The organism is Terriglobus tenax (assembly GCF_025685395.1).
GTDB lineage: Bacteria > Acidobacteriota > Terriglobia > Terriglobales > Acidobacteriaceae > Terriglobus > Terriglobus tenax.
This window is the reverse complement of sequence record NZ_JAGSYA010000004.1, coordinates 1673900-1688966: the sequence shown is the minus strand read 5'-3', so window position 1 is coordinate 1688966 and position 15067 is coordinate 1673900. Positions and strand designations below refer to the sequence as shown.

The 15067-nt window shown below is 60.6% G+C and carries 15 protein-coding genes; 7 read left to right on the top strand and 8 right to left on the bottom strand.

All coding sequences use genetic code 11. The features are described 5' to 3' along the window. Window positions 1-164 precede the first annotated feature (164 nt). From OHL13_RS12490 to OHL13_RS12470, 5 genes are all read right to left on the bottom strand, one after another. Window positions 165-1481, bottom strand: a complete 1317-nt coding sequence (locus OHL13_RS12490; protein ID WP_263410454.1) for a dihydroorotase — start codon at window positions 1479-1481, stop codon at window positions 165-167. Continuing rightward, entirely contained in the window at window positions 1478-2524 is a 1047-nt protein-coding gene (locus OHL13_RS12485; RefSeq protein ID WP_263410453.1) for an aspartate carbamoyltransferase catalytic subunit, read from the bottom strand. Before OHL13_RS12485 ends, OHL13_RS12490 begins: the two co-directional genes overlap by 4 nt. 25 nt (window positions 2525-2549) lie before the next feature. Next, window positions 2550-3119 (bottom strand): bifunctional pyr operon transcriptional regulator/uracil phosphoribosyltransferase PyrR, encoded by a 570-nt coding sequence (pyrR, locus tag OHL13_RS12480; protein WP_263410452.1) that lies wholly within the window; start codon window positions 3117-3119, stop codon window positions 2550-2552. A gap of 72 nt (window positions 3120-3191) precedes the next feature. Continuing rightward, entirely contained in the window at window positions 3192-5153 is a 1962-nt protein-coding gene (locus OHL13_RS12475; protein WP_263410451.1) for an amidohydrolase family protein, read from the bottom strand. A gap of 315 nt (window positions 5154-5468) precedes the next feature. Beyond that, window positions 5469-6116 (bottom strand): hypothetical protein, encoded by a 648-nt coding sequence (locus OHL13_RS12470; RefSeq protein WP_263410450.1) that lies wholly within the window; start codon window positions 6114-6116, stop codon window positions 5469-5471. A 297-nt stretch (window positions 6117-6413) separates the two neighbouring features. Here OHL13_RS12470 and OHL13_RS12465 point away from each other — a divergent pair, with 297 nt between their 5' ends. The 3 genes from OHL13_RS12465 to OHL13_RS12455 all read left to right on the top strand — a co-directional run bounded on the left by OHL13_RS12465 (window position 6414) and on the right by OHL13_RS12455 (window position 9060). Beyond that, window positions 6414-8018, top strand: coding sequence for a S10 family peptidase (locus OHL13_RS12465; protein WP_263410449.1), 1605 nt, complete (start codon window positions 6414-6416; stop codon window positions 8016-8018). 185 nt (window positions 8019-8203) lie between these two features. Then, complete coding sequence (rpsD, locus tag OHL13_RS12460) at window positions 8204-8827, top strand: 30S ribosomal protein S4 (RefSeq protein ID WP_263410448.1); 624 nt, start codon at window positions 8204-8206, stop codon at window positions 8825-8827. A gap of 2 nt (window positions 8828-8829) precedes the next feature. Then, a complete protein-coding gene (locus OHL13_RS12455) occupies window positions 8830-9060 on the top strand; it encodes a hypothetical protein (RefSeq protein WP_263410447.1) in 231 nt (76 codons plus the stop codon). A gap of 115 nt (window positions 9061-9175) precedes the next feature. On the opposite strand, the gene OHL13_RS12450 is transcribed toward OHL13_RS12455, so the two are convergent. Beyond that, the gene (locus OHL13_RS12450) at window positions 9176-9868 is read right to left on the bottom strand and encodes a CTP synthase C-terminal region-related (seleno)protein (RefSeq protein ID WP_263410446.1); all 693 of its coding nucleotides are present in this window, start codon (window positions 9866-9868) and stop codon (window positions 9176-9178) included. Between the two features lie 226 nt (window positions 9869-10094). Between OHL13_RS12450 and OHL13_RS12445 the strand changes: the two genes are divergently transcribed. Further along, window positions 10095-11168, top strand: coding sequence for a hypothetical protein (locus tag OHL13_RS12445; RefSeq protein ID WP_263410445.1), 1074 nt, complete (start codon window positions 10095-10097; stop codon window positions 11166-11168). Between the two features lie 160 nt (window positions 11169-11328). On the opposite strand, the gene OHL13_RS12440 is transcribed toward OHL13_RS12445, so the two are convergent. Then, window positions 11329-11856: a dihydrofolate reductase family protein gene (locus OHL13_RS12440; protein WP_263410444.1), complete on the bottom strand. Its 528-nt coding sequence runs from the start codon at window positions 11854-11856 to the stop codon at window positions 11329-11331. 211 nt (window positions 11857-12067) lie between these two features. Here OHL13_RS12440 and arr point away from each other — a divergent pair, with 211 nt between their 5' ends. From arr to OHL13_RS12425, 3 genes are all read left to right on the top strand, one after another. Beyond that, entirely contained in the window at window positions 12068-12484 is a 417-nt protein-coding gene (gene arr / locus OHL13_RS12435) for an NAD(+)--rifampin ADP-ribosyltransferase (RefSeq protein ID WP_399255709.1), read from the top strand. Between the two features lie 168 nt (window positions 12485-12652). Beyond that, window positions 12653-12901, top strand: coding sequence for a hypothetical protein (locus OHL13_RS12430; protein WP_263410442.1), 249 nt, complete (start codon window positions 12653-12655; stop codon window positions 12899-12901). A gap of 244 nt (window positions 12902-13145) precedes the next feature. After that, the gene (locus OHL13_RS12425) at window positions 13146-13706 is read left to right on the top strand and encodes a hypothetical protein (RefSeq protein WP_263410441.1); all 561 of its coding nucleotides are present in this window, start codon (window positions 13146-13148) and stop codon (window positions 13704-13706) included. A 20-nt stretch (window positions 13707-13726) separates the two neighbouring features. Here OHL13_RS12425 and OHL13_RS12420 read toward each other — a convergent pair whose 3' ends face one another. After that, the gene (locus tag OHL13_RS12420) at window positions 13727-15031 is read right to left on the bottom strand and encodes a nicotinate phosphoribosyltransferase (RefSeq protein WP_263410440.1); all 1305 of its coding nucleotides are present in this window, start codon (window positions 15029-15031) and stop codon (window positions 13727-13729) included. Window positions 15032-15067 lie beyond the last annotated feature (36 nt).

Below are 15067 nucleotides of genomic sequence, written 5' to 3'. Positions count from 1 at the left end.
CTCGATCAAAATCGCGCAAGGGGAGAAGTGCGCGGAATGGGTTACGAGAAGTACGATGCCAGGAAAGACGCCTGCAGTTGCGCGCGACGCCGCTTGTTAAAAGCCAAGGGCCGAAGCAACCATTTGCCCCAGCCCATGCTTTACTCACAACTCTTAACTCACAACTAGCTTTTGTACACCACGCGGCCTTCTGAAATCGTCATCTTCACCACACCCGGCAGCGTCTGCCCATCGAACGGCGTGTTGCGAGACTTCGACGGAGACTTGCGCGCGTCGAAGGTCCACGTCGACTTCGGATCGAAGAGCACCACGTCGGCAAAAGCCTCCGGCGCCAGTGTTCCGCGTCCTCGCAGACCCATAATGTGCGCCGGAGCGGTGCTCATCAGGTGCATCAGGCGCAGCAGCGGCATGCGGTGCTGGTGGTGCAGCATTTTGATCGACAGCGAGAGCGACGTCTCAATGCCGGTAATGCCATTGGGAGCTTTCTCGAACTCCTGCTCCTTCTCATGCACGGCATGCGGAGCGTGGTCGGTCGCAATGCAGTCGGCCGTGCCATCCAGCAGGGCAGTGACCATGGCGGCCCGGTCTTCCTCGCTGCGCAGCGGCGGATTCATCTTTGCGTGCGTGTTGTAGCCTTCCACCGCTTCATCCGTCAGCATGAAGTGGTGCGGAGCCACCTCGCAGGTCACATGCAGACCGGCGCGCTTGGCCTGGCGAATCGCCTCCATCGCCTTCGCGGTGGAAACATGCTGCACGTGCAGGTGCGGACGCGGTCCCTTGCCGCCGGTGGTCAGCTCACGGACCAGGCGGATGTCGCGTTCGACGATGCCGGACTCGGCCTCAATCGACATACCGCGCAGTCCCAGCCGGAAGGCGCGAGCGCCCGCGTTCATGCTGGCGCCCACGGTGATCTTCGTGTTCTCGGCGTGCTGAATCATGGGCACACCCGCGCGGGCGGCGGCAATCAGCGCCTGGTGCATCACGGCATCCTGCAGCACCGGCTTGCCATCGTCGCTAAAGCCAACAGCACCCGCGGCCTTCAGCGAGCCGTACTCGGTAATGGTATCGCCCATGCTGCCGCGCGTTGCGGCGGCAACCGGGAACACACGGATGTGGGCTTTGCGTTCCGGTGACAGCATCCAGCGTGTCACCTCGGGTGAATCGTTCACCGGCGAGGTGTTCGGCATGCAGCACAGCGCGGTAAAGCCGCCCATGGCTGCGGCCTTGGTGCCGCTCTCAATCGTTTCCTTATGGCCCTGTCCCGGCTCGCGCAGGTGAACGTGGATGTCCACAAGTCCCGGCGCAACAATCAGACCGGAGGCGTCAATCACCTCCGCCCCTTCCTTCTTGGCCGCGGCGCTCAACTTGCCAGGATCACCCAGCTCCACAATGCGGTTATCGCGAATCAGCAGGTCGCGCGGGCGGTCCGTGCGCGAGGGCGGATCAATCAGGTGGCCGCCTTTGATCAGAATTGTCTTCATGCGGCACCTCCGGTCAGCGCGCGGGCAAGCAAGGCCATGCGAATGGCAAGACCGTTGCTCACCTGCTCCTCAATGGCGGACTGTGGGCCGTCGGCAATGTCGGCGGTAATTTCAAGGCCGCGAATCATCGGCCCCGGATGCATCACCAACGCATTCGGAGCGTAGGCGGCATAGCGTTCGTCATTCAGCTGGAACTGCCGTTGATAGTCGGCCAGGTCAATCTGCAGGCCGGCCAGGCGCTCCTTCTGAATACGCAGCATCATCACCACCTGCGACTGCTTCAGGGCCGCATCGAAATCGCGCTCCAGCGTAATTCCCGTGGAGAGCTGCACAGCCTCCGGCGGCAGCAGTTGCGATGGCCCGCACAGAATCACCTTTGCGCCCAGGCGCGGCAGCAGCAGGGCATTCGACCGAGCCACGCGCGAGTGCAGAATGTCGCCGGTAATGCAGATGGTTACGCCATCCAGCGTCTTCTCGTCCACCGCCTGCTTCTTGCCCAGCCGCGACAGAATCGTGCGCAGATCCAGCAGCGCCTGCGACGGATGCTCATGCATTCCATCGCCAGCATTCAGTACCGGAAGGCCGGTCTGCTGCGCCAGCAGGTACGGCGAGCCCGAGGCATTGTGCCGCAGGATGATGCACTCCGCGCCCAGGGCGCGCAGCGTCAGCCCGGTATCCTTCAGACTCTCGCCCTTTTCAATCGAGGAGGACTTGTCGCTGACCAGTGTCGTCATAGCGCCCAGCGACTTGGCCGCCAGCTCAAAGCTGGTGCGGGTGCGGGTGCTGCTCTCGTAGAACAGCAGGGCGATCTTGCGGTTGTCCAGGAGTTCAGCGTGCTTGCTCAACGGCTCATTTGCCAGCTTGTCGGCCAGCGCAAGTATGCTGCTGACCTCATCCAGAGAGAGCTGTGTGATCGAAAGCAGGCTGCCCGGATGGATCCCGTTGGCGGCCGCTGTGGGCTTGGGTGCAGGCGCAGGAGTTGCTGTCTTCTTCGACGCAGACTTCGGCGCAGGTTTCGGGGCGGACTTCGTAGCAGCTGACATCAGAAAGTGTGACCGGGGTAGCGGGTTAGTCGACTCGCTCTACGAGCAATACCTGCTCCTGCTGATCGACTTCGTTAAACTTCACTTCAATAATTTCGCGGTCGGTCGTTTGGACCTTACGGCCAATGAACTGCGCTTCAATGGGCAGTTCGCGCCAGCCGCGATCAATCAGGACGAGCAGTTGTACCGAACGCGGGCGTCCATGGTCAAATAGCGCGTCCAGGGCCGCGCGGATGGTGCGGCCCGTATACAGAACATCGTCCATCAGGATGATGTCGCGGTCGTTGATATCAAAGCCGATCGCTCCCGGCGTCACGGTCGGTCGATGGCCCGCCGTCGACAGGTCGTCGCGGTAGAAGCTGATGTCCAGCACGCCCGTCTCGACGGGGGTCTTTTCAATGACGCCGATCAGCTTGCCAATACGCTCGGCCAGCGGCACACCACGGCGCTTGATGCCAACCAGCCCCAGGTTCGAGGAACCATTGTTCTTCTCGACAACCTCGTGGGCCAGGCGGACAAGGGTGCGCTCAATCTCGGAAGCAGACATCAGTCTGCCCTTTTCGCGGAGGGTTGGTTTTGGCTTCGACTCGCTCATTCTGCCCTCGAATGATACGTGGCCCCAAAGCCGCAGGCAACCGCGCGTGTGTGAATCCCGTGCGATGAGCGGCTACGGCTCAAAATCCACCGCCTGCCACAACGGTGCGGGATCGTACACCGCACCTCCACGGATGGTTTTCGCAATCTTCCGGGTGTTATGGATATCGTCCAGTGGGTTCGCCTCCAGCAGCACCATATCCGCCTGCTTGCCCACCTCAACCGTGCCTAGCGTCTTCTCCAGCCCCATCACCCGAGCTGGAACAATGGTGGCCGCCTGCAGAGCCTCCATCGGTGTAAAGCCTGCCTGCTCCACGTAAATCTCCAGCTCCCGGTGCAGGGAGTAGCCGGGAATCGCCTGGTCGGTTCCGGCCACGATCGTCAGACCGTCTTTGTGGAGCTCGCGCAGCGTCGCCACCATGGCGTCGTACAGCTTCAACCCCGGCGCACCCGCCGGCTGTCCCGGAGCATCCAGCGCCTCACGCAGTTGTGGTGCCACCCTGGCCGACCCCGGCTCAAGCTGTACGTAGGGCGTCGCAGCGGAGTGATAGATCTCCTCATACAGAGCAATCGTGTCGTCAAACACGGTGTTGTGCTGCCGGTACAGCGCAATCTGCCGCCTGGCGTCTTGTGTCGAGAAATCGAAACTCGACGGCAGGTCTTTCGATGACTTGAAATGCAACAGGTCACGCACCGGGTACTGGATGTGGTTGACCTGGTCGAACCCCGCCTCCAACGCCTGCTCGGTCGTCATGCCGTTCGGGATATGGCCCGTCACCGTCATGCCCAGCCGGTGCGCTTCCTTCGCGATGACGGGAACCAGCTCCGGCTTCAAAGACGAGTAAATCTTGATCTGCAGCGCTCCGGCGCGCTTGTAGCGGTCCACGACGGCAATCGCCTCCTCCGCCGTGGAGGCGGTGACCGCGCCGACCGTCATCTTGCCGGGGGAGTCCACAATGCCCGCAATCAGCACACGCGGGCCAATGCCTTTGCCCGCGGCGATGGTGTCGCTCACCGTGGTGATGTAGTCGAACTCATTGCCGCAGTCGCGGACGGTGGTGACCCCGGCCGCCAGGTAAATCGGCCCCCACTCCACCTGCTCATAGTGCGCATGCATGTCCCACAGGCCTGGGATCAGGTACTTGCCGGTGCCGTCAAGAACGGTCGCCCCCACCGGAATCAGGGGCTTCGCGGCGCTTGAGATGCCAGCGATCTTCCCCTCGCGTACATAGACCGTTGCGTCCCGCACCGCCGGCTTGCCTGTGCCGTCAATCAGCGTGACGTGGTTCACCACCAGGTCTTTCGGCGCTGCCTGCTTTGCCTTTGCCGTCAGCGCGGCCAGCGCCTCCAGCGAGTTCTTCGCCGCCTGCCGGATGAACACATCCACCTGTGGGGCGAAGCGCGCGCGCACCGCCTCAAAGTGGTCAAACTCGGCATCGGTGGAGACCAGGGCCACAAGCTGCTGCGACGGGTCCATCCACAACGTCTCCACACCCCAGATCAGCCCGCTCAGCACATAGCCGTGCAGCACCGTCCCCTGAACCGTCAGCTCGCCCGCCGGCTCCACATGCACCGTTCCGCTGGGCGTAGGAATCTTTGCCGGCTTTCCGTGCGACAGCCAGTAGCGCATCAGCATCTGCTGCATGGCGACGGGCGAGTAGCCGTCAATCAGGAAGGTTCCCTCCGGCGCGGGCATCGCCTTGCCGTCGCGCGTCAGCGTGCCGTTACGGAGCGAGAACTCACCCTTCAGCGGACTCAGCCGCGACGACTGGCCATCCAGCGACAGCGTCAGTGGTTCCAGCGTGGGCGTCGCGGTAAAGACAGCCTTCAGCGGCACCGGTGTCCCTCGGTCCGTGAACAGGAAATCGGAGGTCAGCGTCAGTTTGCCGCCCGCGGAGGCAAGGGAGTACGTCTCCTTGCCGATCGGCGCAGCGAACTTGTAGAGCGTGAACTCGCCCTGTTCCGCGGGAGCCTGGGCATGGATGCGGCAGGAGAAAGAGGCAGCGGCCAGCAGCAGAAGGAGAAGTCGGCGCATGGCCGCACTCTACACGCTCCCATCGCCTGCGGGAAGAATTCACTGCGCCGTCGCGAGTCGTATTCTCCCAAAGCTCGGTAAGAGGAAGTACGCCATTTTTCAGAAACGGACGGAGATGTACCGCCCCTGTTGCTTGCCGGGCATGACCAGGAGCTGAGCCCCACGAAAATGTCCCGGACTGGAAAAGGGCTTTAGCCCCGGGCCGTTTCGAGGAAGCCCGGGGCTAAAGCCCTTCGATCCAGCGCTAGCTTTCGGTGGCTTGAAGGCTATTGCTTAATCCGCGTGCAAACGAAAGGTCGCACGCAATAGAAACGCCTAGTTCGCCTCGCGTTCCTTCTTCCCCTTGTCGTCGTCATCGCTGTCAAAGCTGAGCTTTCCCGGCAGGTCCAGAGCCACCAGGCCAAAGCGCGTCACGCCGTCCTTCTTCTCTATGCCCACAATGTGCTGGTGCTGCTTCGATCCGGCGCGCAGGTTCAGGTCGCCTTTCACGGTGTCCGTCCCCTTGCCGTTCACATTCACATGGCCATCCTTCTCATCGCAGGTCAGGCCCTGGCCGGTGCGGGTCGGTGTTCCAACAGGTTTGTCGTCCTTGCAGGCGATCACGTCGCCGTACTCCGCCAGCGCCTTGCGGTAGTAGGCCTCCACCTTATCGGCGGAATCCGGGGTGGTGTAGGTCACGGCCTTGATGTGGATGCGGAAGTCGCCAAACCCCATGTTCAGGTCAGCGGCGTCAGGCTCGTCCTTGCCGTCCTTGTGTTTCTGGTCCAGGATGGCTCCGGGATAAACCGGCAGGCCAAGCCCGCTGACCACCTTCTCAGGATCGGTCTTTACCTGCATGCCGCCAAAGGGAGTCGCCACACGCACATCCTTGTTGCCGGACTCGCCCGTGGAAGAGACACGGCAGCCGGAGAGCAGCAGAGCGGAGACGGGCAGCAGGATGGCGAAGCGGAGCGAGGTCTTCATAGTGATGGAAGGATACGGTTCGCGCCGCGAATTCGTTCCAAGATTAATGAGATTTCTCTTGACTTGCCCGCATCGGCAACACAATATGTTGTACGGTTCCGTTGTTCGGGGCAATTAGGCTGGCTGACGATGCAGATTCCGGTCCTTTAGGGAGAGCCGGCGGAGGCAGGTCTGGTCGGCAAGCCTAAGCGCCAGCGAACAAGTCAGGCGCCACCAAATCCTTGAGCGAAGGCCCTGCGCAAGTAGGGCCTCTTTTTTCAGGTTGCGAAGCCCAGCAGACCGTGCGGTAGTTAAGGGATGAAGAATACTCTGGCACCGGTCGCCATGCTCGCGGCCCTGGCACTCCCTCTCTTCGCGCAGAAACAGGACGAATCCCCTAAAGTCCCCGCACCCGCACCCGCCGCGGCCATGCCCGCAATTCCCAAGCCCGACTCGGAGACCGAAGGCACCGTGAACGGCATTGCGTACAAGGCGGTTGCCGGAACCCTGACCGTCGCTTCGGATGACGCTCACGATGCGCAGATCTCGCTCGATGGCAGCTGGCTGCCGGAGGCGCATATCAGCCTCGATAAGCCGGAAGAAGCCCCGGCGACGGCGCGCATTTTCTACACGGCCTACTTCAAGAAGGGCGCCAAAGCAGAAGACCGCCCCGTCACCTTCCTCTACAACGGCGGCCCGGGCAGTTCCACCATGTGGCTGCACATGGGGTCGTTCGGGCCGAAGCGCGTCATCACCACCGACACGAAGCACGACCCCGCCGCGCCGTACAAAATTGCGGACAACGCCTACTCTCTCCTGGATGTCTCCGATGTCGTTTTCATTGATATGCCGGGCGCCGGCTTCAGCCGCATCTTCGGCAAGGACAAGGAGAAGGCCTTCTGGGGCATCGACCAGGATGCGCACGCCTTTGATCGCTTCATCCGCCGCTTCCTGACCAAGTATTCCCGCTGGAACTCGCCCAAGTACCTGTTCGGTGAGAGCTACGGCACCACCCGCTCTGCCGCTCTGGCGAGCATGCTGCAGAACGACGGCGTCGACCTGAACGGTGTCATCCTTCTGAGCCAGATCCTGAACTTCTCTGACTCCGCCGATGGCTCGCGCTCCTCTCCCGGCGGCGACATGGCCTACGTGCTTTCGCTGCCCAGCATGGCCGCAACGGCGTATTACCACCACAAGCTGCCCACCCAGCCCGCAGCGCTCGAACCCTTCCTCCGCGAAGTGGAGCACTTCGCCGCCAATGATTATCTTCTGGCGCTGGCCAGGGGGGCAGACCTCACTGACGCCGACAGAAAAGCCATCGCCGAGAAGCTGCACGGCTACACCGGGCTGACGGTCGAATACCTTCTGCGCGCCGATCTCCGCGTCAACGGCGGCGGCTTCTCCAAGCAGTTGCAGCTCACCGACGGGCTGACCACCGGCCGCCTGGACTCGCGCTACGCTGCTCCGGACATGGACCCGCTTTCCTCGGAAGCGGACTACGACCCGCAGGGGCAGGCCGTCACCTCCGCCTACACCACGGCCATCAACAGCTACACCCGCGAGACGTTGAAGTATGGTGACCAGCAGACCTACAAGCCTGGCGTGTATGGCGACCCTGGCTTTGACTGGGATTTCCGCAAGACCTATGGCCGGCCAGCGAATGTGATGACCGACCTGGCCAGCTGCATGAAGGGCAACCCGAAGATGAAGGTGATGCTGTTGGGCGGCTATTTTGACCTGGGAACGCTTTATTTTGGAGCGACTTACGAGATGAAGCACCTGCAGATTCCCGCCGCTCTCCAGAAGAACATCAGCTACCACTTCTACGAGTCCGGCCACATGGTCTACCTGAACGAATCGGTGATGAAGAGCTTCCACGACGACACGGCCGCCTTCATCAGGGCTAGTCAAAGCGGCAAATAAGCGCATTCCGGTGCACGAAAAGCCCCCTTCAAGGGGGCTTTTTCGCGTTTCGAAGACGCATTTTGTGCGTTCGCTGCATGGGGGTCGCCAGCGATATAGGACTTTATTAGTCTGAGTTTGCCGAAGGGTGAGGGCCCGGAAGCAATTCAGCGATTGATTCGCAAGCCAGGAGGGTCCTCAAGGACATGAGCCATCGGACAAAGTGGAAGATGCAGCGGGCATTAGGACTGGAGCTGCCTGGGCTGGGCAAGCCCGGAGCCCTGGAGAAGCGGAACTATCCGCCCGGACAGCACGGGCGCGACCGCAAACACAAGATCTCAGAGTTTGGAGCGCAACTGCGGGAGAAGCAGAAGCTGATCTTCCATTACGGCCTGCGCGAGGAACAGCTTCGCCGCTTTGTGCGCGTGGCCAAGCGCGTGCAGCAGGGCGGCAACTGGGCTGAGGCGCTGGTGGGCCTTCTGGAGCGCCGGCTGGACAACGTGGTCTTCCGTCTCGGCTTTGCGCGGTCCATCGCGCAGGCCCGGCAACTGGTAAGCCACGGGCATGTGCTGGTGAACGGCAAGCGCGTCACCATTGGCAGCTATGTGCTGCGCGTGGGCGACTTCATCCGGCTGACGGAGAAGGCTGGCGGCGAGATGACCGAGGATGCACGCACCAGCCCGCGCCTGAACCTGCCCAGCTATCTGCAGTTCGCCGCCGAAGGGACCAACACGCACGGGACGGTCCTGTCGATTCCCGGCAACGAACATATTCCGTTTGAGTTCAACCTTCGCCAGGTGGCGGAGTACTACGCCAAGCGAGGAGTGTAGCCATGGCCTGTTCCGCGAGTGAAGAGCGCCTGATGCTGGCCGAGCTCGAGGGCCTGGGCGGAGTGAGCCTGTGCGGCTGTGGCACCGTGCATCTGTCCGTCGGTTCGGTTACGGTGCGCCTTGCGCCGGAGGCCTTTCTACAGGCCGTCAAGATGTGCCAGCAGGCGGCACAGCAGTTGACGGTTGAAACCATGATGCGCACGATGGGCGTTTCGTCCAGCGTGATGCACTAAGCTGCCGGTTGCTGGCGGCCGAGGGCGCGCAGAGATGCCGCGCAAAATCGGCACCCCACCATGCTGCTAGCCAATGGCCTCGGAAACCATGGCTGCCAGCGACCGGCAATCCCTCCTAGATCACCCGCTGTGCGGCGGCCTGCAGATAGGCCACCAGCAGCGGGTGTGCGTTTTGCGGCGTGGAACGCGCCTGCGGCACAAAGAGGGTGCCCACGTAGAACGGGTGCGTGGGCAGTTCGACGACACGGGCTTCGTTGAGCTGGTCGCGGCCGGAAATACGCAGGCCGGCGGCTTCGAGCTGTGGCTCGTACTCCGGGTTCAGGCCGAAGTTGCAGTAGAAGTTCTCTTCGGCTGCGCCGGCGCCGTAAGCGGCCGCGGCCAGTGTGCCGGGCTGGAAGCTGACCTCCATGGTTTTGCCGGCCAGCGAGCAGGAGAGCGGAGTAATGACAAGCCGCGAGGCATACGGATCGCTCTCCGCGTGGGCGGCGTCTTCAACGTGCAGGATATTGCGTGCGTATTCCAGAAGTATGTGCTGAAAGCCGCCGCAGGTGCCGATCATAGGAACGTTGTGTTCGCGTGCATAGCGGACCCCGTTGAGCGCGCCCTGCAGGCTGCGGTACGGACTTCCGGGCGAGCAGAACAGTGCGTCATACGCCGCGAGATCGTGCGACTGATCGGTCGCAAGCCACACAGGCTCCACAATGCAGCCGAGATGGGACGCGGCATGCTGCAGTCCATAGTTGGTGGCCAGATGGGTTGGGTTCGCTTCACTGAAGTCGCCGAGAATGCCGATGCGCAGGTGCTTCATACGAAGAGGCTGCCGCTGTCCATGCAGTGTGTCCAACGGATTGTTTGGATGGCAGATATCGGCTGGGGCGATAAGTCGACTAAGAGCCATAGCGGGCTTGGCATGTGGATGGTGGGTTAGGTGCGATAAGCCGACATATCGTTACTAATCCGGCCTGTCTCAGGCCAAAGCCTTCATCTAATCGGCAATCAGGATCAAAAACCCGCTTCATGGTGTCTAAGCCCACATGCGCAAGCTCGTCGGCTGGATGGTATCGGTATCCGTGCTCTCAATATCTATTGGGTGTTCACGTAGCAAGCCGAATCAGGTACCACTGGTGCTTGCCAGTACCCCCGAGCTGTACTTCTATACGAATCCTGCGAAACAGCTCTTCTGGGTGGGCGAACCCGTTGTCATCGGGCTTGAGCTTTACAGCCGATTTGAACAACCACTGCTGGTGGCCCCCTTGCAAAACAATGAGTTTGTCCGATTCAAATTAGCAGGACCTGACGGCAATGAAGTGCCGTGGCAGACCAAAGCATCAGATCGCGCCAGATCCTATTCATCCTCTGACTTCAAGGTGCTCGAACAGTACAACGGGGTCAAGGCAGAGAGAGTAATTTCGCTGAAAGATGGGACAGGGTTTGCATTCAGCCAACCTGGCCAGTACACGCTCACTGCCGTGTTCTCTATGGGGCAGCCGGAGCAATTCACTCCGTTCGTGGGTCACGCAAAGCCTGTAGTTGGCTCCGTTCGATCTTCGAAGTTGGCATTTTGCATCGAAGCATGCGTTCTCAAACCGGTCCCGGTCAGCAATAATGCTGCGCCATCGGCACTTGAAGCTGTTCGTATGTTCTACGCCGACATCATCAAATACCACAGCGCGGGCATTCCGTCCGGTCGGGTGAAAAAAGCACTTATGCCGCTCATGAGTAAGAGGCTTGCTCATGAGATCGATAGCCTGAGTGCGTGTGAGAAGGATTATTTCGGACGCTATGGAGAGATTCTTCGCGCCGGCACGATCAAGGCTGCAATACCGTGGGGAGAGGCAGGACTTTTCACCGGCCCAAATGACGCATCAACTCCGGCGTCGTTTCGTATTCTCGGCAGCAGAGCTATTGGGGAGAACCGCGTTGACGTTCTACTTGCGTTCAAAGAGGACTGGGGAGAATCACAGGGTGACGCAACGGTCGTGCTCGAGAACAATCGCTGGGTTATCGACGATTACGTAGCAATGTACGAGAATGATGCACTGGAGCATTTGTCTGCTGGATATTCGGTGTGCAAAGACGGCAGATGGGTGGGCGAACCGGTCTACTAAAACGTTACGGGTGTGCGCCTCGTTCCTCGTCAGTTCTCATAAACGCCGCTCTCTTCTAAGACAAACAGTGAGTTGGCTGCGTGCGATATAGGGAACCCGGCTAACGCCAAAGGTGCGGGGCGCATGACCACCACTTTGGGGACATGCTATCTCTCCCTACTCAAGAAAAGACATATCGCATGTAGACGCACCCTTTATCCAGGGGCTTTGCCTCCGCCAGTTTTGGTGAGAGACATAGGCCTGTCGATGGAAAGAGGGGCGTTCCTCCGCCGATAATTTCAGGCATGACATAGATTTCAATGTCATCGAGTGCGCCTCTCTGCAGGAAGGCCGATTGAAGCCTGCCACCACCAAGCATCCAGACGTCGCCGTCGTTGAGTGCTCTCAACTCGTCGATCAGGGCTTCCACGTTGTCTCTGGTCTCCAGTTCGCCGGCCGGAGAGGAGATTGGACGGGAGGTTACGACGATGACCCGCTTCCCCTCATAGGCCCAGGGGGCGGGCTGGGCGGCAATGAAATCGTACGTATCGCGACCCATGACTACGGTACGAATCGATTCGGCAAATAAGCGATAGTCATGCTCGCCCAGATCCATACCGTCATACTTGAAGAGCCAGTCGAGACTTCCGTCTTGATCTGCGATGTAGTCGTCCAGGCTTGAGGCAATGTAGCCTCGAATTCGGGCCATCTGTATCTCCATCTCCGCAAAGAATGTTGTGAGGACCGGGTGCTTTATACCTGGCGGTTGTATCGCAGCCGGAGAGCGGGGAAAGGCCTTCCCGAACTGCCCTCCCATCTTAAAACTATCAGGCGGACGGGGGCTTGCCGCAAGCCCCGGGTTTTGCTTCATGCTGTGCGAGGTCGTATCGCTACTTCCTCAAAAGGGGCACAGCAAACCTATGTCAGAAACCGGAAGCATGTTTCGTCAGCAGTTCTTCCACGGAACCCGTGCCGATCTGGCGCACGGCGATCTGATTGTCACAGGCTACCGATGCAACTTTGGAGACGGCACTCCCTTATCGTGGGTGTACTGCTCGGCCACTCTGGATGCCGCGATCTGGGGCGCTGAGCTTGCCGTGGGAGACGGGCGCGAAAGGATCTACCTGGTGGAGCCGACAGGACCGATTGTCGATGACCCGAACCTGACGGACAAGAAGTTTCCCGGTAATCCAACGCTTTCCTACCGCACGCGCGATCCGCTGCGCGTTGTCGGCGAGGTAACGAAGTGGCAGGGGCATTCGCCTGAGCAGCTGCAACAGATGAGAACGGGGCTTGAACGCCTGAAACGCCAGGGAGGCGCCAGGATTATCGACTAAGTGCTTTGAGAGCAAAGCGCAAAAGATAGCTATCTGGCGGACGAAAGACTGCCGCTACCTATCTTCCTTCCTCTGGCCACAACAAGCCCTCCTGAAGCGAGTCCAACACGCAATGCACGGCCTGTTACGAAGCCAGGCGTGCAGGAGCAATTCAAGGGGGAACGAACAATGTCCTGTTCTGAATATGACTTCCTGGAACGTGCGTTTGGTAAGGCGGTGGAAGAAGTGGACCGGCTCCGTCTGTTGGCCATGTCGTCCGGCAGCGCGAGCGCGATGGATGCGTTGGTGGGTGCGGAGCTCACCAAAACGATCATCGGATCGGCCCGGTCGCGGCACCTTCGTGATTGTGCCGCGTGTGTTGGGGCAACGTGGCATCCCCAGGTGCAGGTGGAGAGCAATGGGCGCGCCCGCTTCTAACGGCATCTCCCACGCCGGTCATTCCAGGCCGGCGTGGGGAGGCGTGAGATTGTGATTGGCACGCTCCCCGCTGCATGGCATCCTTCCTGTGTCCTTCGACGGTCCCCCGAGGTGAACGCCTTTGATCCGCAAAACGTATCTGTCTGCCCTGGTTGTCAGGGCTTCGATTTGTCTGTCGTTTTTTAGCGGAGCTCTCAGCATTGCAGGAGCGCAACAGCCACGCGACCTGGTGAGTTGTAAGCCGATGAGCCAGAAGACGGGCGAGACCGGCTGCTGGATTCTTGCGAGCCAGCCTCTTGGTGTTCCCGATGGCTCCGTTTACTGGACGATCGATGTCTTCCCAACGAAGGAACTCGCCGAGCAGGCGAAAGGTCCGCATGGAACTGTCGTTGAATCGCTGGGCAAGGTCTGGCTGCTCTCGATCGGTGATAAGCCAATGCTGGCATCCCAGGGCACGCGCGTGACGCAGATTGGTCCTCTCAACGTGGAGAAGGGACGAAGCTACACCGCGCAATACATGGAGGCGGTTCTGCAGCTGGGGATGGTGAGCAAGACGCATCTTCATTCCGGCATTGAGGCTTTTTATACCGAGAGCGGCGAAACCTGCCTGGAGACACCGGACGGCAGACAGATAGGAAAGAACGGAAGCGATATTGTCGTTCCCGAGGGCGTGCCCATGGAACTGACGGCTGTCGGAACAGAGGCACGTCGCGGCCTGATCCTTATTCTTCACGATGCATCGAAGCCGCCGACTACGCTGGTGGATAGCTGGAAATCCAGGCACCTTTGCGAGTCCGCGAAGTAAGGTGCCTGCGATACGGCTCGCTACACAATGACCGGTACGTTGGCGACGCCTTCCACTCCGAAGACTTTGCGATAGCGTGCGACCTCTTCGGCCTGTCCGGTAGCCTTCTGGTAGTTGTCGCTCAGCTTCACGGCGGGCCGTCCGTTCGCGGTTTGCAGCTTGCAGATCAGGCCCAGCGGCTCCAGTTCCTGCTCGCCGCGCGGATGGCAGTCGCGGAAGTCGTTGGTCAGCAGAGTGCCCCAGCCTGCGCTGAAGCGGATTCGGCCATGGAAGCGCTGGTGCAGCGCGAGAATCTCCTCCACGTCGAGTCCGTCGCTGGCGATCAGGCGCTTGCGGCCAACCTCCTGCCCGCGTTGCCGCAGCCAGGTGATGTACTCTTCGCCAGCGGCAAAAGGATCTTTGCTGTCGATGCGCAGGCCGGTCCATGCGGCCACCCAGTCCGGAGCGTTGCGAAAGAACTGCGTGCTGCCGTAGGTATCGGGCAGCAGCACCAGCAGGGCTCCGCCGTAGGTCTGCTGCCACAGCTCCAGCACCTTGTACTGCGACTGCAACAGCTCTTCGTCATTGTTTGCCATTGCGGCCAGCGCCATGGGCAGCTCGTGCGCGTTGGTGCCGATGGCCTCCATGTCGTGCTTGTAGGCAAGGTAGGTGTTGGATGTGCCGGTAAAGCACGGGCCCAGCGTGGAGTGCATCGCGTTGACCACATACTCATGCCACAGGAAACTGTGACGACGGCGCGTGCCGAAGTCTGCGATGCGCAGGCCATCGACGCCACGCATGCGCTCAATCTTCTCCCACAGCCGCGTCTTGGCGCGGGCATACAGAATGTCGAGCTCCAGTTCATTCAGACCGCGCAGGCCGTAGCGGGTCTTCATTTCGCTGAGGATGGAGAGCGCGTAGATCTCCCACAGCGTGACCTGGGCCCACTCGCCGGAGAATTCAAGCTTCACCTGGCCGTCGACGACATCGAGCACAAAGTCGGGCAGTTGGAACTCGTTCTCGAGCCAGTCCAGGAAAGCGGGCTCGAAGATGCCGCGTACGCCGTAGAAGGTATTGCCGGCCAGCCATACGAGTTCGCTCTTCTTCAAGCGAAGCCCGCGGACATGTTCCAGTTGCGCGCGCAGCTCATCAATGTCGATCTGTTCGGCCAGACGTACCGCGGGCTGACGATTCATCACCGAGAAGGTGACCTGGACACCACGAAAGTGCTTCCAGATGTACTGCAGCATCAGCAGCTTGTAGAAGTCAGTGTCCAGCAGCGAGCGGACGATCGGGTCCAGAGCCCAGTTGTGGTTATGCGCCCGCCGCGCAAGGTTCAGAATCATGTTGTCAATTAGACAACAATGCGGGGCGTTAGAGGA